Genomic DNA, 19,318 nt, shown 5'->3' with positions numbered 1-19,318 from the left:
TAATAGCATTCTGTAACGATCCATTTTTTTGTCCTTTTTAAAAGGATTATATGTTTTTATTTATAATGGCTTTTTCCAGCATTGCTACGAGAGCATACATAGCTGCTGCAAACAAGCACGTAAGGAGAACACTCAAGAGTACGAGTGTAAAATTAAAAACTTGAAAGCCGTAAAGAATGAGATAACCTAAACCTTGCTTTGAGACTAGTAATTCTCCAAAAATGACTCCAACCCAAGAAAGACCAACGTTTACTTTTAGTGTGGAAATAATTGTAGGGAAGGATGAGGGGAGAATAGCATGCTTAAAGATTTGCCACTTTGTTGCACCGAATGTTTGTAGAAGCTTTATATAATTGCTATCTACCTCTAAAAATGCAGAGTAGATAACAAGGATCGTAATAATAACAGATATAATGACTCCCATTGCAATAGAAGAAGTCACATTTGGACCAAATATAACAATAATAATGGGACCGAGTGCAACCTTTGGCATAGCATTGAGAACGACTAAATATGGATCGAGAATTTTAGCTATAAGAGGAATACTCCATAGTAATGAGGCGACGATAGCTCCAAGAAGTGTTCCCAGAATAAATCCTATACATGTTTCAAGCAAGGTTACGGACATGTGAGGCCAAAGGGACCCGTCTTGTAATTTACTAGCAAAAAGGTGAAAAATGCTTGATGGAGAACTAAATAGAAGTGGGTCAATCCAAGCTGCATTGCTAGCAACTTCCCATAGGGAAAAGAATAGAGCTAGAATGAGCAATTGTATGAATCGGATTCGATATTTGATTATTCTTTCTTTTTTCTTATAAGCGTTGTGTAAGTGAGAAAGATCATAATTATTGTTCAATGATTTCGAACTCCTTCCAAATCATTTGAAAGAGCGGGAGAAAGGAAGGATGCTGACGGGCTTGTAGAGGAGAAAGGATTCGTATCTCTTCAGGAATAATAATTTCTTTTGCCATTCTACCGGGTTTAGGTTTCAGGAGAAAGATACGGTCACTCATAGCGATTGCTTCTTCAATATCATGTGTAACAAGGATCGACGTTTTTTGAAATTTTTTCAGTAAGGAAAAGACGAGCTCTTCTAATTTTAACTTTGTTTGATAATCAAGTGCAGAAAATGGTTCATCTAATAATAGAAGCTTTGGGTGAGTTGCTAGCGTACGGACGAGAGCAGCACGTTGGCGCATTCCGCCTGAGAGTTGACTTGGATACAAATGTTCTACGTCTTGTAATCCAACTTCTTTCAATAGGTTAAGGGTGAATGTACGGCTTTCTTCATTATATGATTTGGTAATTCGTAGACCCGTTACAACGTTTTCAAAAAGGGTCTTCCAAGGAAATAAATAATCTTGTTGAAGCATGTAGCCGATTTTAGATGATGTTTTTGTAACGAGCTCATTTTCTATCGTAACTGTACCTTGCAATGGCTGTAGCAATCCAGCTATTACGGAAAGGAGTGTCGTCTTTCCACATCCACTTGGCCCTAAAATAGCAATAAATTCTCCCTCATTTGCTTCTATATTTATATTAGCTAGAACGAGACTAGCTTGCTGTTCAGTAAAGTATCCATGATATACCTGTTTAATAGAAAGAAAGTTCATCGTGCATTGCCCCTATTTTTTGATAACTTTCTCTGCAATTGCGGTATCAACTAACACATGGTAGTCAACTTCTTTTGGTAGTTGACCAGCTTCTTTCATAATTTTTTGGAGATTGTTCCATTCTTCTTCATCTAAGAGAGGATTATTTGCATAAGAGTGCTGACTTTGATATCGTTGAATAACCTTTATTATAATATCCTTAGGAGTATCAGGAAATTGAGACTGCAATACATCGGCAATTTCTTCTGGTGTATGTGTATTTACCCATTGTTGTGCCTTATAGATTGCTTTTGTAAACCTTTCAACGGTTGACTTGTGGTTTGTTAAATAACTTTTCTTAGTCATGAAGGAAGTATAGGGGACATTTCCAGATTCAGTACCAAAAGAGGCAACAATGTATCCTTTTCCGGATTTTTCAAATATACTTGCTGTCGGTTCAAATAGCTGAACATAGTCACCTGTACCGGAAGAAAAAGCATTTGCAATATTAGCAAAATCAATATTTTGAATAAGATTAAGATCTTGCTTTGGATCAATACTATGACGTTTCAGTACATATTCACCAACCATTTGCGGCATGCCGCCTTGTCGTTGACCGAGAAACGTTTTTCCTTTCAAATCGTTCCAATCGAAAGAATCTGTTTTAATGCGAGACACAAGAAATGTTCCGTCGGTTTGTGTGAGCTGAGCAAAGTTAATAACAGGATCTTTTGCACCTTGACTGTATACGTATATAGAAGTTTCGGAGCCGACGAGTCCAATGTCAATTCCATTAGAAAGAATAGCTGTCATTGTTTTATCCCCGCCTGCAGTTGTTTGCAGATCAATATCTATTCCTTCTTCTTGGAAATATCCTTTATTAATGGCTACGTATAAGGGGGTATAAAATAATGAGTGTGTTACCTCTCCAACACGCACCTTTTCTTTTTCTTCTTTTTTATTACAGGCAGAGAATGTAAAACAACTTAGAGCTGCGATTAAAAATACAAGTAGAAGCTTCCGCAATGCATGCACCTCCTATATAGAATCTACTTTTACTGTATGAATGGAAGCAAAACTGTGTGAATGCCTATGTAAAAAAATAATATAGTATGCTCTAAAGATAAGCGGAAAATTCTCAATTATTTTTTTAATTATTTTTTTAATTATTTTTGATTTAAAAGTCGACTACGTATTAGAAATCATGGTACAATGAAATTGTAAAACTTACTATCAAAAAAATTCAAAAATTATGAAAAGTTGATAAAGGCAAACCTATTGAAAAATAGGGACGCAAAGTCACAGATCTACGGTAGGAATACTATGATGGCTGGGCTGCCGCTTACGGAGGTAGCTAATGTTGATGAGTCAATCCAGAAAAGTTGGAGAAGAGACGAACGGAGCCTATCTTGACAGGGAGTGGTTATTATTAATTATGGAGGCAAAGAACTTAGGATTAAGCTTTGAAGAAGTAAATAATTTCTTGCGTTTTGCGTCTACGAGTAAATAGGTTATAACGATAAAAAGATTTGAAGGTTAAGCAAGTGCCCGAGATAAAATGGCAGTCATATGACTGCTTTTTTTATTAGGATAAATAGAAAGAAAAGGAATGACCTCTATAGGCCATTCCTTTTCTTTCTATGCAGAAGGTTAGATTAGTAAGGACCGCCTGCTTTAATAATGTCTTCAGAAACATTAGAGAAGTTCTTGAAGTTTTCTTTGAATTTACCTGCAAGTTCCAAAGCTGTTTTCTTATAAGCTTCTTTGTCAGCCCATGTTTTTTCAGGCATTAATACTTCGTCTGGAACACCAGGTACATGAAGTGGAATTTCAAGACCAAAAATACCATCCTTCACTGTTTCTGCATTGTCTAATTCGCCGTTAAGAGCAGCTTGCACCATGGCACGAGTGTATTTAAGGTTCATACGTTTACCTACTCCGTAAACACCACCGGTCCAGCCTGTGTTAACTAAGAATACTTTGGCATTGTGTTTTTCAATCTTTTCACCAAGCATTTCAGCGTAACGAGAAGCTGGTAGTGGTAAGAAAGGAGATCCAAAGCATGTTGAGAATGTTGCTTCAGGAGTGGTAACGCCGCGTTCAGTACCTGCAAGCTTACTTGTGTAACCACTTAAGAAATGATACATAGCTTGTTCTTTCGAAAGCTTGCTGATTGGAGGAAGTACACCAGATGCGTCAGCTGTTAAGAAAATAATTGTATTTGGATGTCCTGCTACACTAGGAAGAACAATATTGTCTATTGCTTCAATTGGATAAGCTACACGAGTGTTTTCAGTTAGAGTTACATCATTGTAATCTGGAATACGAGTATGTTCGTCAACAATAACATTTTCTAAAACAGAACCAAATGTTATTGCATCATATATTTGTGGTTCTTTCTCACGAGATAAATTTACGACTTTTGCATAGCATCCGCCTTCGATGTTAAATACACCGTTATCAGACCAACCATGTTCATCATCACCGATTAGCTTACGGTCTGCATCTGCTGATAATGTTGTTTTTCCCGTTCCAGAAAGACCGAAGAATAAAGCTACATCGCCTTCCTCACCAACATTTGAAGAGCAGTGCATAGAAAAAATTTCTTGTTCAGGTAGTAAGAAGTTCATAATGGAGAAGATACCTTTTTTCATTTCACCAGCGTATTCAGTTCCGCCGATTAAAACGATTCGTTTTTCAAAGGAAACGATGATGAAAGTTTCTGAGTTTGTTCCATCAATGCTTGGATCTGCTTTGAAGTTTGGAGCAGAAACAATTGTGAATTCTGAAACATGATTTTCTAATTCAGCTTCAGTTGGACGAATAAATAATTGTTGTGCAAATAAATTATGCCAAGCATATTCGTTGATAACTTGGATTGGCATTTGATAAGCTTTATCTGCTCCTGCATAACCGTTGAATACGAATATTTCATCTTTATTTTTTAAGTATTCTATTACTTTCGCATATAATTTATCGAATATTTCTTGTGAAATTGGTTGGTTAACTGAACCCCAATCTACTTTGTTTTCTGTAATAGCATCTTTAACAATAAATTTATCTTTAGGAGATCGTCCTGTATATTTACCTGTTGCAACAGAAACAGCGCCAGCAGAAGTTAAAATGCCTTCTTTTTTCATTAAAACTTTTTCTACTAATTGAGGAACGCTTGATTGAACATGCGCGTTGCTTCCGTTAATTAGTGCTTGTAATTCAGTGTGGACATTCACAGTACTCATATACATACCATCCTTTATGTGATTTATGAAATATGATCCTCATTCTGCATTAAGTATAACATATTAACTTAAATAACGTATACTATTTATTAATATTTGTTTCTTACTTAATTTAAGTTATTCGACAAAATATGAGATTATACTGCCTCCAAATATGAAAATTTATTGACAAGCAGCTGTTTTTACTATAATATACATTTGGACGGATACTCTCTTATCCTGAGTTGGCGGAGGGACAGGCCCCATGAAGCCCAGCAACCTCACTCTCAAAGTGAAAAGGTGCTAAACCTGATGCAAGGCTAATTAAGCCTTGAACGATAAGAGTGAAAGGCAAACATGAGCAAATTTTAACCTTTCCTCAAGGGGAAAGGTTTTTTATTTTTAAAAACTGGGAATTGTAAGTATGCCACGTAACATGTAGAGATGAGTTCCGTAATAATAGAAAAAAGGGGGGTTACTAATGACAACAAAGCGTCGTCTGTTTACATCTGAGTCTGTAACTGAAGGACATCCAGATAAAATTTGTGATCAAATATCTGATAGCATTCTAGATGCCATTTTAGAGAAGGATTCAAATGCACGCGTAGCTTGTGAAACATCAGTAACAACTGGTTTAGTATTAGTTGCAGGAGAGATTACAACTTCTACTTATGTAGATATTCCTAAAATTGTTCGTGAAACAATTCGTGAAATCGGTTATAACCGTGCAAAATATGGATTTGATGCAGAAACTTGCGCTGTGCTGACTTCTATTGATGAACAATCTCCTGATATTGCAATGGGCGTAAACCAAGCTTTAGAATCTCGCGAAGGCTCTATGACAGATGCTGAAATTGAAGCAATTGGTGCCGGTGATCAAGGATTAATGTTCGGCTTTGCTTGTAATGAAACAAAAGAATTAATGCCTCTTCCTATTTCTCTTGCACATAAATTATCTCGTCGTCTAGCAGAAGTTCGTAAAGATGATATACTGTCATATTTACGTCCAGATGGTAAAACGCAAGTAACCGTAGAATACGATGAAAACAATCAGCCTGTTCGCATTGATACGATTGTAATTTCAACCCAACATCATCCTGAAATTACCCGTGAACAAATAGAGCAGGATGTTAAACAATATGTCATTCAACCAATTGTACCGGCTTATTTAATTGATGAAAAGACAAAGTACTTTATCAACCCGACAGGCCGATTTGTAATTGGCGGTCCACAAGGAGATGCTGGTCTAACAGGACGTAAAATTATTGTAGACACGTACGGTGGCTACGCACGTCATGGCGGCGGTGCATTCTCTGGTAAAGATCCTACAAAAGTAGACCGTTCAGCTGCATATGCAGCACGCTATGTGGCAAAAAATATTGTCGCTGCCGGTCTTGCAGATAAAGCAGAAGTTCAGCTTGCCTATGCAATTGGTGTAGCGCAGCCTGTGTCCATTTCCGTTGATACATTTGGAACAGGAAAAGTCTCTGAAGAAGTTCTAGTAGATTTAATTCGTGCGAATTTTGATCTTCGTCCAGCTGGAATCATTAAGATGCTTGATCTTCGACGTCCAATTTATAAGCAAACAGCAGCATACGGTCATTTTGGTCGTACTGATGTTGATCTTCCTTGGGAACAAACAGACAAGGCAGAGGATTTAAAGAAACAAGCAGGACTATAATAAAGTAATATAAGAGAAACCTCTAAGGAACATTCCCTTAGAGGTTTCTCTTTTTTTTACATTTTTATAGAATATCCATTCCCTTTGAAGATAATCCGTTTTGTTTTGCTTTTCCCTGCCACTTATTCATTTTGCGCCTTGTGTTTTGGCGTTAGTTTGTTTCTTTGAAACGGTAACTCGAGAATTTCCCATAAATAGAATAGCAATGAAGGCAACAGCAATTGCAATCAAAGCAAGTGTAAATACATGCGTAATAGAAGAAGACATGGCTGCCACAATTTTATCTAAAATCGGAGCAGGAATTTTACTTCGCATACTCGTTTCAAAAATGGAACGAGAATCTCCAATCGCACCAAGTGGATTTGTACCCATTCCTTGAAAGGCATCCTTTAAGTTGTTTGTAAATGCATTACTTTGAATCGATCCGAAAATCGTAACACCTAGAGTCATACCTAATGAACGGAAAAAGGAGTTCGTAGAATTTGCTGAACCGCGATGGTGTGGTTCAATATTATGAACAGATGATGTTGGAAGTAATGAAAATGAAAATCCAACGCCAAAGCCAGCTACGATCATATAGATTGTGACAAGTGTACGTGCTGTTAGCGGAGTTAATGTGCTGAGAAGGTACATTCCCGTAAAAAAGAATACGACAGAAAGAAGCATTAAGTTTCGATAACTTGTTTTCGTTAAAAACGCACCTGCAATTGCGCTACCTACAACGGATCCTAACATCATTGGAGTTAAGATAAGTCCGGCATTTGTAGCAGATCCTCCATAGACGGCTTGAACAAAGATAGGAATAAATACGGTTAAAATGATAAAGGTTGCACCATATAAAAACGCAATTATTTGTGATATCGCAAATATACGACGTTTAAACATCCAAAATGAAATAATCGGATCTTTCACTTTTGTTTCAACGATAAGAAAAATGATAAAGAAAAGGCCGAACGATACGAATAGAGATATGATTTGAGTAGAGTTCCATGCATATTTATTTCCGCCAAGTTCTAATGCGAACATTAAGCTAACCACCGATAAAACGAGAGTAGCTGCACCCCACCAGTCAATTTTTTGTTCCTTAGGAGGATTTGATTCTTTGTATGCACGTAAGATAAAGAATAGGGAAAGTGCCCCGATTGGTACATTAATGTAGAAAATCCAATGCCAGCTAAGGTGTTCTGTAATGTATGCACCTAGCAAAGGGCCAAATACACTAGCAGAACCGAATACAGCACCTAATAATCCGGTCATCTTACCACGTTGTTCAACAGGGAAGATATCAAAGACGATCGTAAATGCAATTGGTAGCAGGGCACCGCCACCAACCCCTTGTATGGCACGATAAATACTAAGCTGAGTCATACTTTGTGCCGTACCGCAAAGCGCAGATCCTATTAAAAATAGAAGAATTCCAAATACGAAAAAACGTTTACGACCATACATATCTGATAATTTCCCGAAAATAGGCATACCAGCCATAACGGTAACCATATATGCTGAGGTAACCCATACGAATTGATCCAGACCGCCTAAATCAGATACGATGGTACCAATTGCAGTCGCTACAATCGTGTTATCCATTGCTGCCATTAAAATACCTAATAATAAACCAGCAACAACGAATCGAAGATTACTTTCCTTTGACACCATGTTTTTGTCTCCTCTTCATTAAAATAATAGTCTAATAAGACTATTATTTTATCGACATATCCCTTATTATTCAAGCCAGAAGGATGGAAAGAAAAAAGACCGGTAAGCAGAGTGATAAATCTTGCACTACTCTGCAAAACGGTCTTTTTTATCCCGCTTTAACGAGCAGTAAGACCCCCACCTTAAGATTCAGAGAGAAGCAAGGAAGATAGGTGGGGGTCAACTGCTCGTAAAAGTCCGATTGGTTCAACTAACCATCAGTGGGGGATGAAAAAACCCCACTGATGGAAGTTTCACTTTATCAAAACGATTTTTATTTAGAGAAATTATGCTAATAGCTCTGCAACAGGAACACGAATCGTATCTTCATAGTGTCCAAGGAGATTTTCAAATATGCTATCCCAGCTTTGTGTAAGTGCATATTCTCTAGCTGCAATACTCATGTTCTTTCGTTTGGATTCATCATCTAATAAAGAAAGAATAGACACTAAGAATTCATCTACTTCTTTAGGGGTACATAGGAAGCCGGTTTTATTAGGAGAAATAATGTTTTTCACACCACCAGCATTTGCTCCAACAACCGGTGTTCCGCAAGCAAGAGATTCCAATACCACATTGCCAAATGTTTCAGTAGGTGATGGAAATACCATTACGTCTGAAGAAGCATAAACCTGTGCTAATTGATCTCCTTTCAAATAGCCAGTAAATGTTATATTGTCTTTAAATTCTTCTTTTAATTCTGGGGCAAGAGGACCGTCTCCTACAATCAGCCAGTGTACTTGCTTGTCGCGTTTCTTATTTACGTCCTTTATAATTTTGCGCAATGTATCGATGTCTTTTTCTGGAGCGATTCGTCCTACATAAGAGAGAATATACGGTGCTGTAATATGATAAGTTTCACGAATACTTTGTTGTGGATAGTTTGGATGAAATAAATGACAATCAACTCCGCGACTCCAAATATGAAGATCACGAAATCCTTTCTTTTTCAATTGCTTTAATGTTTCGTAGGAAGGAACGAATGTTTTTTGAAGGGAACTATGAAACCAACGTAAATAATTCCATAGCATAGTAGATAGAAATTCCATTTTGTAATACTGTAAGTACGCATCGAAATCAGTATGATACGATCCTACTAAAGGTATGTTTAATTTTTTTGCATAGTACATACCGAATAGTCCCATATTGAAAGGTGTAGCTACATGAATGATGTCTGGCTGAAATTCAAGCAATTCCTTTTTTAAATAACCAGGATTTGGAATCGCTATTCGGCATTCAGGATAAATTGCTAATGGGATACTTTTAATTTTTTTTACATTTATCATGACGTTTTCTTCAGTTGTATTTTGCGGAGCAAAAACATAATATTCAATACCTTGGCGTTCCAAATACTTTGTAAATCGATCTAACGTTTTCGCTACTCCATTTACTTGAGGCGTAAATGTATCCGTAAAAATTGCAATTTTCATCCATAAACCCTCCATCTTCAAAAAAGTAATGAAAATTGATAATAAGAGATGATACCAGTAAGCGTTCCAAGGCATAAGCCTGCAAGAACATCTGAAGGATAATGAAGGCCAAGATATATTCGTGAAATACCTACGCTAAGTGCAATTGGAGCGAGAATGATTGTGAGTACGGGCATATATAATAGTAAAGGTACGACAACAGAAAAAATTGCAGTTGTGTGTCCAGAAGGAAAGGAATGATCCTTTAAAGGATTAATGGGATATTTCGTACCATCTACCATTAAATATGGCCTTTTTCTTGGATATAGCTTTTTTAAAAGTTGGACGGGAATGTGGCTAATCGTAAGAGAAATAGCACTTGTAATAACAGCCTGTCGTAAGGATCCTTTAGAAAATAGAAGGAGAACGATAACGGCAGTAATTAGAAAGGTAGCTCCGCCCATATGAGTTATCGTGCGGAAATACATATTCAGTGCTTTTCTTTCAAAATACCGATTAATTCTCTTAAAAATGTGACATTCTATTTCATATAAGGCGCTGATTGATTTTGACATCACCCAGCAGCACCTCCCTACTAAAAAATATTTGGAACTGCTTTATCATTTTAATAAAAATATATTGAGTAAGTAATAAGAAAATGTAAATCCCATCCTAAGATATGTAAAAAAACAGCAAGCAAAGCGAAGGCTTTACTTGCTGTTTTGTAGTCCTTTATAAAATTGGCCTTTTTCTACATATTCACGGCGGACGCGTGCCATATCCTGTTTGTCTTCCTCTGTCAATTCACGAATGACTTTAGCAGGACGTCCAAATGCGAGCGAGTTTGGTGGAATGATTTTTCCTTGAGGAACAAGGCTACCGGCCCCAATAAAGGATCCCTCGCCAATTTCAGCTCCATCAAGAATGATAGACCCCATTCCAACTAGCGCATTTTTTCGTATCGTACAGCTATGTAGAATGACTTGGTGTCCGACAGTTACATCATCTTCCAATATAAGTGGGTATTTTGGACTTTGATGAAGTGTACATTGATCCTGTACATTTACCCGATTGCCGATAATAGTTGGCGAAACATCACCGCGAATCACGGTATTAAACCAAATGCTTGCTTCTTCCCCGATAGTTACATCGCCTGTTATCGTAACATAATCAGCGATGAAAGCGCTTGTGGAAATGTTCGGGGTTTTGTCATGAAACGGATAGATCAAGACGGAAAACCACCTTTCTTTTCAATTATTCATAGTGTAGCATATAGAAGTACAAAGGGGGAGTATTCATGTGGAAATGGGAAGCGGAAGAACCGAAGGCAGTTATGGTTATGATACATGGTGCAATGGAGCATCATGATCGTTATCGGCCGCTCGCTGACATGTGGAAAGAGCTTGGATTTCATGTCGTATTAGGAGATTTACCAGGTCATGGAACTACCTCCAGATCACGAGGACATATTAACAGTTTTGATGATTATATAACGGAAGCATCAAAATGGGTAAAAGAAGCGAAATCCTATCAGTTACCACTTTTTCTTTTGGGGCATAGTATGGGCGGATTGATTGCCATTCGTATGATGCAAGAATTTAAACTAGATGTAAATGGTGTTATTTTAAGCTCGCCATGTCTTGGTATCCTATCTAAGCCCCCTTCTTATTTGAGAGCTATATCAAAGGTGATGAATTGGGTATATCCAAGTCTGCTTGTTTCATCGAATCTTACTGTTGAGATGGCAACGAGAAACAAGGAGATTCGTGATGCCATGGAGAACGATTCCTTATATTTACGAAAAGTTTCTGTAAGATGGTATAGTGAACTTCAAAGAGGAATCAAGGAAGCTACCGATAAACGAGATGAATTTCCTAATGTACCGCTCCTGTTGATGCAGGCGTGTGAAGATAAAATTGTAGATAAAACAATGGTTCGAACTTGGTTTGATGAATTAAAGATTGATGATAAAGCATATAAAGAGTGGGAAAATTGCTATCATGAGCTGTTTAATGAATACGAGAAAGATGAAGTATTTACGTACGCATACCATTTTACACAAGCTCATATGGGTAAATAGAGGTGGAAAGTAAATGAATGTGCCGAAGAATCCAATCACTTTAATGGCAAAGGTGTATAAAGGGGTTATGCCATATGTACATGAGGAACTTGCCTACTGGACAAAAAGAGCAAACGAAATTCCAAATGGTGAGCTAAGGAAGCAAGCACTCGCCAGCATAGAAGCGAAAACATTTCATTGCGAAGGTGGTGCAATACTAGCGCTGCTAGCAAGAGAATACCGAAAAGAATGTATCTCTTTTGTTGTTGCCTATCAAACCATAAGTGATTATCTTGATAATTTATGTGACAGAAGTACCTCTATGGATCCGCTAGACTTTGAAGCGCTGCATGAATCAATGCTACATGCACTTACGCCTGGCAGAGCTCCTATTAATTACTATCGCTACCGAGAGGATCAAGAGGATGGTGGCTATTTACACGAACTCGTAGAAACGTGTCAAACGATCTTACAAAAGTCGCATCATTATGCGAAAATTGCTCCAATCCTTCATGAGCTTGCAGGCTATTATTGTGATCTGCAAGTACATAAGCATGTGAAGGTAGAGGAACGAGAAAGTCGTCTACAAAACTGGTTTCATTCTTACGAAAACAAACTACCTGCGATGGAATGGTTTGAATTCTCCGCATGTGCGGGTAGTACGCTTGGAATCTTTTGTCTTGTTTCCTATTCCTTTCATGAGGAGCTAAGTGAAGAAACGATTATGAAAATAAGGCAAGGATATTTTCCTTACGTACAAGGCTTGCACATTTTATTGGATTATTTTATTGATCAAGAGGAAGATCGTCTGGGTGGAGACTTAAATTTTTGTAGCTATTATGAAAATAAGGAACAAACTTTAAGACGTCTTCAGCATTTTGTACAGGAAAGTAATCAACACGTACGTACTTTGCCAGATGCAAAGTTTCATCAGCTACTTAATTATGGCCTCCTTGGTGTCTATATGTCAGATCAAAAGGTAAATGAACAAAAAGAGATAAGAAAAATGGCAAAGAAAATTGTCAAGTATGGAGGTTTAACCTCGTACTTTTTCTATTTAAATGGCAAAATGTATCGAAACAGAGCGCAATAATAAAGCATCCAAAAAAATGCCCATCCACTAAAGACTATTAGTAGATGGGCATTTTTCATTTTCTCTTTTCTATCGCAATAATAAATGGAGGGTCATTTTGTTGATTAACAAATTCGTAACGTAGCACATGAGCTTGTTTTTGATCGAGCCCGTTTACGAAAGAAAGAATAGAATCACGCTCCACTTTTCCTTCCGGATGCCCATGATAAATAACAAGGACAATGATTCCTTCAGCCGCCATAACAGCAAGGAGCTGTGTAATAGCAGCAATCGTAGATTCTGGTTTTGTTACAATGCTTTTATCTCCCCCAGGCAAATATCCTAGGTTGAAAATAGCTCCGGTTATATTACCATGCGTATGTTCTGGTAGATGGCGAGCGAGATTTCCATGACTATCATGAATGAGCACAGCGCGATGTTCCAAATGTTTTTCATCTAAGAGAGCTTTTGTATGTTCCAATGCTTGCTCCTGAATATCGAATGCATATACCGTTCCAGATTCTCCTACGAGTTCAGCTAGCATGCATGTATCGTGACCATTGCCCATAGTGGCATCTACGCAAATATCTCCTTGAGAAACGGCAGCCTTCAGTAGCGTTCTGGCAAATGGCAATATTCCTTCTAGCTTCATTCATCTATCTCCTTATCACTACATTTTCCTTGCCAACTGTTCCGTCTAACAAATTCTGCGTCAATGGCATTCAGTACTTCCCACTTTTTTAAGCTCCACATTGGTCCTATCATTAAATCAGGAGGACCATCTCCTGTAATACGATGCACAATCACCTCGGGAGGGATTATTTCAAGCTGATCCACTACGAGATTTACGTAATCTTCTTGGGATAGAAATTGTAATTGTCCCTTTTCGTACTGTTTCACCATTGGTGTCCCTTTGAGGAGATGGAGTAAATGGATTTTAATTCCTTGAATATCAAGTTTGGCTACTTCTTTGGCCGTTTCCATCATCATATCGTACGTTTCAAGCGGTAAACCATTAATTATGTGCGAGCATACGCGAATATTATGTTTACGAAGTTTTTCGACTCCTTCTACGTACGTTTTATAATCATGCGCTCGGTTGATAAGAAGAGCAGTTCGTTCATGAACGGTTTGTAAGCCAAGTTCCACCCAGAGATACGTACGTTTATTAAGATCAGCCAGATAGGAAACGACATCATCTGGTAAGCAGTCTGGACGCGTCGCGATGGAAATGCCCACAACTCCCGGTAGTTCTAAAACAGGTTCAAAGGTTTGCTTTAACACTTCAACTGGTGCATGCGTATTGGTAAAGGCTTGAAAATAGGCCATGCATTTTCCGTTTTTCCACTTTTCATTCATTTTTTCCTTTACTTTGTAAAATTGTGAAACAACATCTTCTGCGCGGTTCCCTGCAAAGTCGCCGGATCCAGCTGCACTGCAAAAGGTACAGCCACCAAATGCAACCGTACCATCCCGATTTGGACAATCAAATCCAGCATCTAAAGAAACCTTGTATACTTTTTCTCCAAATTGCTTTCGGAGATGGTAATTCCATGTGTGATACCGTTTGTTATCATTGCTATATAGAAATGGATTTTCCATGTATATTTCCTCCAAATAAAGAGTGACTACTACTTAGAAAAACAACCATCATTATAACATACTTCCTCATATCATTGCCTGAATCAGGACACAATAAGGTGAAACTTCTATTTCCTGAGGTTTTAGTAACGGAAGTGAATAAGGAGGAAGTCAAATGACAGATCGTTATTCATTCGATCAAAGCATTACCGATGCGGAAGACATTTTGGAAGCTAGTAAAAAGCAGTTAGATCTTGCTTTGAGACAAGAGCATTATAATGATATCGAATATTCCGATGCACAGCTGCAGCTTGAACAGGCTTTGCTGTCATTAGAAGCTATCTTCCATAGTTCAAATGGGCAGCAGCGTGAAAGTATTGATCGAATCACTGCTAGAATCCGCATTATGCAACATCAAATGATTACGACCCCTCATTAAATGATAAGGAGATTGACTATGGTAAAACGATCGAAGCAAAATAACCCGGAGCAAAAAACGAACAACGGTACAAATCCTGAATATTCTAATGCTGCTGATCCCATTGTAGAAAGCAAGCAGCGAAATAAGGGAACAGGACAACCCCAAAAGGCGAAGCAGTAAAAAGTGAAATAAGTCTCTGAAGCAGGGATAAGAAAAAGTCTCGCAAATGGTGCGAGACTTTTCTCTTTTGAAATGAATAGTAGGGAAGCAAATTTTCCGAATAATTTGTATACACGTGAATCTGTTGTCATCCTTTCTAAAAAGACATACAATCGAAATGTTGTAAAAATGATAAGGTAGAGGAGGAAAGATCGATGCCGAAAAGAGTATGGTTATTAATTATTGGAATGGTTATTAATATTACAGCCTCTTCTTTTTTATGGCCTTTTAACACCATTTATATTCATACTTATTTAGGAAAATCATTATCCGTAGCTGGAATGGCCCTTATGATAAATTCATTAGCAGCTGCAGTTGGGAATCTTGCTGGCGGTTATATGTTTGATAAGATAGGCGGATACAAGTCTATTTTATCAGGAATTATTATTACCCTTGTTTCTGTAGCAGGATTGGTGATGATGCATAATTGGCCTTTGTATGTTGTATGGCTAGCTGCAATTGGTCTTGGTTCAGGCATGGTTTTTCCTTCTATGTATGCGATGATTGCCACGATTTGGCCAGAGGGCGGGAGACGCGCATTTAATGCTCTATATGTTTCCCAAAATTTTGGAGTTGCACTCGGTTCTGCTCTTGGTGGTCTTGTTGCTTCCTTGCGAATCGATTATATATTTTTAGCGAATTTTCTCTTGTATGCTGTTTTTTTTGTACTAGCAGTAATTGGGTTTCGAAATATTGAAACACACGCCACCCATATAGAAAAAGAAGAACGAAAACAAAGTATTTGGAAAATAACACCTATGTTTCAATCCTTACTTATCCTATGCTTTGCTTATTTGCTTTGTTGGGGTACATATGTGCAATGGCAAGGTGTGATACCAACCCACATGCAGGATTTAAATATTAGTTTGCAATCGTATAGCTTGCTTTGGACAGTAAATGGTGCGTTCATCGTGTTAGGACAGCCGCTCATCCAGTTTATTGTTCGAATCATCAAGGCTTCATTAAAACAGCAATTTATGATTGGAACGGTTATTTTCATGATTTCATTTGCTATCGTAAGCCAAGCCGAGCATTTCGGAACATACATGATTGCAATGGTGATTTTAACATTTGGCGAAATGTTTGCATGGCCTGCTGTACCTACCATTGCGAATCAGTTAGCGCCAAAGGGAAAAGCCGGCTTTTATCAAGGTCTTGTAAATAGTGCTGCAACAGGGGGAAGGATGCTAGGACCGTTAGTTGGCGGTATGATTTTTGATGCCTTTCATATTCATGTATTATTTATCGTCATTTTGGCGACACTACTGCTAGCTTTTCTCATTGCAAGATTTTACGATTATAAGCTTGTGCATAAGAAAGAGATTGATGGTAAAATCTCTGTTTGACTGGATATAGAACATAATTTAAAATAGAACATAAGATAATAGTTACATTGATAAGGAGTAGTAACGATTGTAAGCAGGACAGAGAGTTGACGGTTGGTGCAAGTCAATCCAGGCTTTGTCGTGAACTCGCCTTGGAGTAATAATCGTGAAATAAGTAGCGATTATCGTTTCATCCACGTTAAGGATGAAGAGCGAATGCAAGTTGCATTAACTAGGGTGGTACCGCGGGAATATAACCTCTCGTCCCTTTTGGGATGGGGGTTTTTTTGCATTCCTACGGAAATAGAATGGAGGGTATGTAGTGAGCTACGATCATCAAGAAATCGAGAAAAAGTGGCAAGCGTATTGGGAAAATAATAAAACATTCCGTACAACGGAGGATAAAGAAAAGCCTAAATTTTATGCATTGGATATGTTTCCATATCCGTCTGGCGTAGGACTTCATGTAGGACATCCAGAAGGATATACAGCAACGGATATATTAGCTCGTATGAAACGGATGCAAGGCAATAATGTACTTCATCCAATGGGATGGGATGCATTTGGTCTTCCAGCAGAGCAATACGCGCTTGATACTGGAAACGATCCAGCGGAATTTACGTTGAAAAACATTAATACATTCCGTAGACAAATTAAGTCGCTTGGATTTTCTTATGACTGGGACCGCGAAGTAAATACGACAGATCCAGATTATTATAAATGGACACAATGGATTTTCATAAAGATGTTCGAAAAGGGATTAGCTTATGTAGATGAGGTTGCTGTAAACTGGTGCCCTGCTCTAGGAACTGTATTGGCTAATGAAGAAGTAATTGATGGTAAGAGTGAACGCGGCGGACATCCGGTTGAACGACGTCCAATGAGACAATGGGTGTTAAAAATTACAGCGTATGCAGATCGTTTACTAGAGGATTTAGAAGAGCTTGATTGGCCAGAAAGCCTTAAGGAAATGCAGCGTAATTGGATTGGCCGTTCGGAAGGGGCAGAAGTTCATTTTAAAATTGATGGAACGAATGAGACATATACAGTGTTTACGACTCGTCCTGATACTTTATTTGGAGCAACATATTCTGTCTTGGCTCCAGAGCATGATCTTGTAAGTAAAATTACAACACCTGAACAAAAGTCTGCTGTAGAAGCATATATAGAACAAGTAAAAGCAAAAAGTGATTTAGAACGTACAGATTTAGCGAAGGAAAAAACAGGCGTGTTTACGGGTGCCTATGCAATAAATCCGGTTAATGGCGAAAAAATGCCAATCTGGATTGCTGACTATGTGTTAATTAGCTATGGTTCTGGTGCGATTATGGCTGTTCCTGCTCATGATGAACGTGACTATGAATTTGCGAAAAAATTTGATCTTCCGATTAAGCAAGTTGTAGAAGGCGGAGATATTTCGAAAGAAGCCTATACGGGTGACGGCGTTCATATTAACTCTGGTTTTCTAAATGAACTTGGTAAAGAAGAAGCGATTACAAAAATGATCGATTGGCTCGTTACAAATGGCGTAGGTGAAAAGAAGGTAACCTACCGTTTACGTGATTGGTTATTTAGCCGTCAACGTTATTGGGGTGAACCAATCCCAGTTATACATTGGGAAGATGGAACAATGACAACTGTACCAGAAGAAGAATTGCCACTTCTTCTTCCAAAAACAAAAAATATCCATCCGTCAGGAACAGGCGAATCTCCGCTTGCAAACATTGAAGATTGGGTTCAAATTGTAGATCCGATTACTGGTAAAAAAGGTCGTCGTGAAACGAATACAATGCCGCAATGGGGAGGAAGCTGCTGGTATTTCTTACGTTACATTGATCCGCATAACAACGAGAAGTTGGCAGATCCAGAAAAATTAAAACAATGGCTTCCTGTCGATACATACATTGGTGGTGCGGAGCACGCTGTCTTGCATTTGTTATACGCACGTTTCTGGCATAAATTCTTGTATGATATTGGTGTTGTACCGACGAAAGAACCATTCCAAAAATTATTTAATCAAGGCATGATTCTAGGCTCTAACAACGAAAAAATGAGTAAGTCAAAAGGAAATGTTGTCAATCCAGATGATGTGGTTGCTAGTCACGGAGCAGATACACTTCGCCTGTACGAAATGTTTATGGGACCTCTTGATGCGTCCATTGCTTGGTCTGAAAATGGACTTGATGGATCACGTCGTTTCTTAGATCGTGTATGGCGCTTGCTTATACAAGAAAATGGCGAGTTAAGTGAAAAAATAGCAGATACAGCTAACAAATCACTTGATAAGGTCTATCATCAAACGGTGAAGAAAGTTACAGAGGATTACGAAGGACTTCGTTTTAATACAGCAATTTCACAAATGATGGTATTCTGTAATGAAGCGTATAAAGCAGATGTGCTTCCAAAAGAATACATGGAAGGTTTTGTACAATTATTATCTCCTGTGGCACCTCATATTGCTGAAGAGCTATGGAGCAAGCTTGGACATAAAGAATCCATCTCGTATCATGCATGGCCTACCTATGATGAATCGAAGCTTGTAGAAGATGAAATTGAAATTGTTGTACAAATCAATGGTAAATTAAAAGCGAAGCTTATGATTGCCAAGGGTGCAACGAAGGAACAAATGCAAGAAACAGCCTTAGAAAATGAAATTGTGAAACAACAAGTAGAAGGAAAAACAATTCGTAAAGTAATTGCTGTACCAGGGAAGCTTGTTAATATAGTTGCTAATTAATAATCAGGTCCTCCTTTTTTAACATAAGTTATGGCTTGTTCACACATACTAGACTTAACTTCATGTATAAAGGAGGAATGTATTATGGCAAAGGGCAAGGGAAGAAGTAACAATAGCGGTCAGAAGCAACCGAACTTTAACGATTCTTCGAATTTCTCTGAGGGAAAACAAAAGCAAATCAAAAAAAGTAAATAAATAAGAGTATTTAAAGAGGGGTTTTGCACATAACCCTTCAAGAATATAGTAAGTTACGGCCTTTCTCAATTTTTATTGGGGAAAGGCCGTTTCATTTTTTTTGAAACCGACTCT

18 protein-coding genes, 2 riboswitches and 1 other annotated feature are annotated in these 19,318 nt (G+C 38.0%); of the genes, 8 read left to right on the top strand and 10 right to left on the bottom strand.

Features of this window, described 5'->3' with window-relative positions:
* Positions 1-46: 46 nt before the first annotated feature.
* The 3 genes from ACM5BR_RS10455 to ACM5BR_RS10445 are packed head-to-tail and all read right to left on the bottom strand — an operon-like array spanning position 47 to position 2,618.
* A complete protein-coding gene (locus tag ACM5BR_RS10455; protein ID WP_416827774.1) occupies positions 47-856 on the bottom strand; it encodes an ABC transporter permease in 810 nt (269 codons plus the stop codon).
* The gene (locus ACM5BR_RS10450) at positions 846-1,613 is read right to left on the bottom strand and encodes an ABC transporter ATP-binding protein (RefSeq protein ID WP_416827773.1); all 768 of its coding nucleotides are present in this window, start codon (positions 1,611-1,613) and stop codon (positions 846-848) included. Before ACM5BR_RS10450 ends, ACM5BR_RS10455 begins: the two co-directional genes overlap by 11 nt.
* Before the next feature lie 12 nt (positions 1,614-1,625).
* On the bottom strand, positions 1,626-2,618 hold the full coding sequence (locus ACM5BR_RS10445) for an ABC transporter substrate-binding protein (protein ID WP_416827772.1): 993 nt from the start codon (positions 2,616-2,618) through the stop codon (positions 1,626-1,628).
* 232 nt (positions 2,619-2,850) lie between these two features.
* A riboswitch (cyclic di-GMP riboswitch) is annotated at positions 2,851-2,935 on the top strand.
* Positions 2,936-2,949: 14 nt separating this feature from the next.
* On the opposite strand from ACM5BR_RS10445, the gene ACM5BR_RS10440 reads away from it, so the two are divergent.
* On the top strand, positions 2,950-3,102 hold the full coding sequence (locus tag ACM5BR_RS10440; RefSeq protein WP_416827771.1) for an anti-repressor SinI family protein: 153 nt from the start codon (positions 2,950-2,952) through the stop codon (positions 3,100-3,102).
* A gap of 145 nt (positions 3,103-3,247) precedes the next feature.
* Here ACM5BR_RS10440 and pckA read toward each other — a convergent pair whose 3' ends face one another.
* Positions 3,248-4,831 (bottom strand): phosphoenolpyruvate carboxykinase (ATP), encoded by a 1,584-nt coding sequence (gene pckA / locus ACM5BR_RS10435; protein WP_416827770.1) that lies wholly within the window; start codon positions 4,829-4,831, stop codon positions 3,248-3,250.
* A gap of 211 nt (positions 4,832-5,042) precedes the next feature.
* Positions 5,043-5,155: riboswitch (SAM riboswitch) on the top strand.
* A gap of 136 nt (positions 5,156-5,291) precedes the next feature.
* Between pckA and metK the strand changes: the two genes are divergently transcribed.
* Entirely contained in the window at positions 5,292-6,491 is a 1,200-nt protein-coding gene (gene metK, locus ACM5BR_RS10430) for a methionine adenosyltransferase (RefSeq protein WP_416827769.1), read from the top strand.
* Between the two features lie 126 nt (positions 6,492-6,617).
* On the opposite strand, the gene ACM5BR_RS10425 is transcribed toward metK, so the two are convergent.
* The 4 genes from ACM5BR_RS10425 to ACM5BR_RS10410 form a co-directional block, all read right to left on the bottom strand.
* Positions 6,618-8,147, bottom strand: coding sequence for an MDR family MFS transporter (locus tag ACM5BR_RS10425; protein WP_416827768.1), 1,530 nt, complete (start codon positions 8,145-8,147; stop codon positions 6,618-6,620).
* Between the two features lie 326 nt (positions 8,148-8,473).
* Positions 8,474-9,616: a glycosyltransferase family 4 protein gene (locus ACM5BR_RS10420; RefSeq protein WP_416827767.1), complete on the bottom strand. Its 1,143-nt coding sequence runs from the start codon at positions 9,614-9,616 to the stop codon at positions 8,474-8,476.
* Between the two features lie 17 nt (positions 9,617-9,633).
* Positions 9,634-10,170, bottom strand: a complete 537-nt coding sequence (locus ACM5BR_RS10415) for a phosphatase PAP2 family protein (protein WP_416827892.1) — start codon at positions 10,168-10,170, stop codon at positions 9,634-9,636.
* A 135-nt stretch (positions 10,171-10,305) separates the two neighbouring features.
* Positions 10,306-10,824 carry a gamma carbonic anhydrase gene (locus tag ACM5BR_RS10410; protein ID WP_416827766.1) on the bottom strand — a complete coding sequence of 173 codons (519 nt, stop codon included), beginning with the start codon at positions 10,822-10,824 and terminating at the stop codon, positions 10,306-10,308.
* A 68-nt stretch (positions 10,825-10,892) separates the two neighbouring features.
* On the opposite strand from ACM5BR_RS10410, the gene ACM5BR_RS10405 reads away from it, so the two are divergent.
* Together ACM5BR_RS10405 and ACM5BR_RS10400 are read left to right on the top strand one after the other, a co-directional pair.
* Entirely contained in the window at positions 10,893-11,675 is a 783-nt protein-coding gene (locus tag ACM5BR_RS10405; RefSeq protein ID WP_416827765.1) for an alpha/beta hydrolase, read from the top strand.
* A 13-nt stretch (positions 11,676-11,688) separates the two neighbouring features.
* Entirely contained in the window at positions 11,689-12,747 is a 1,059-nt protein-coding gene (locus ACM5BR_RS10400) for a tetraprenyl-beta-curcumene synthase family protein (RefSeq protein ID WP_416827764.1), read from the top strand.
* 55 nt (positions 12,748-12,802) lie between these two features.
* On the opposite strand, the gene mnmM is transcribed toward ACM5BR_RS10400, so the two are convergent.
* Both mnmM and mnmL read right to left on the bottom strand, forming a co-directional pair.
* Positions 12,803-13,378, bottom strand: a complete 576-nt coding sequence (gene mnmM, locus ACM5BR_RS10395; protein WP_416827763.1) for a tRNA 5-(aminomethyl)-2-thiouridylate-methyltransferase MnmM — start codon at positions 13,376-13,378, stop codon at positions 12,803-12,805.
* On the bottom strand, positions 13,375-14,334 hold the full coding sequence (gene mnmL, locus ACM5BR_RS10390) for a tRNA modification radical SAM protein MnmL/YtqA (protein WP_416827891.1): 960 nt from the start codon (positions 14,332-14,334) through the stop codon (positions 13,375-13,377). The genes mnmM and mnmL overlap by 4 nt, the downstream gene beginning before the upstream one ends.
* Positions 14,335-14,482: 148 nt before the next feature.
* On the opposite strand from mnmL, the gene ACM5BR_RS10385 reads away from it, so the two are divergent.
* The 4 genes from ACM5BR_RS10385 to leuS all read left to right on the top strand — a co-directional run bounded on the left by ACM5BR_RS10385 (position 14,483) and on the right by leuS (position 19,009).
* Positions 14,483-14,746 carry a DUF2524 family protein gene (locus ACM5BR_RS10385; RefSeq protein WP_416827762.1) on the top strand — a complete coding sequence of 88 codons (264 nt, stop codon included), beginning with the start codon at positions 14,483-14,485 and terminating at the stop codon, positions 14,744-14,746.
* 18 nt (positions 14,747-14,764) lie between these two features.
* Positions 14,765-14,908, top strand: a complete 144-nt coding sequence (locus tag ACM5BR_RS10380; protein WP_416827761.1) for a glycogen biosynthesis protein GlgD — start codon at positions 14,765-14,767, stop codon at positions 14,906-14,908.
* A 194-nt stretch (positions 14,909-15,102) separates the two neighbouring features.
* Entirely contained in the window at positions 15,103-16,293 is a 1,191-nt protein-coding gene (locus tag ACM5BR_RS10375; protein WP_416827760.1) for an MDR family MFS transporter, read from the top strand.
* 38 nt (positions 16,294-16,331) lie between these two features.
* Positions 16,332-16,544 (top strand) — a binding site (T-box leader).
* Positions 16,545-16,594: 50 nt separating this feature from the next.
* Positions 16,595-19,009, top strand: a complete 2,415-nt coding sequence (leuS, locus tag ACM5BR_RS10370) for a leucine--tRNA ligase (RefSeq protein ID WP_416827759.1) — start codon at positions 16,595-16,597, stop codon at positions 19,007-19,009.
* The last annotated feature ends 309 nt before the right edge of the window (positions 19,010-19,318 follow it).

Source organism: Ectobacillus polymachus, from assembly GCF_048159605.1.
Taxonomy (GTDB): domain Bacteria; phylum Bacillota; class Bacilli; order Bacillales; family Bacillaceae_G; genus Ectobacillus; species Ectobacillus polymachus.
The sequence above is the reverse complement of the archived record's forward strand: the minus strand, read 5'-3'. Positions and strand labels throughout refer to the sequence as shown.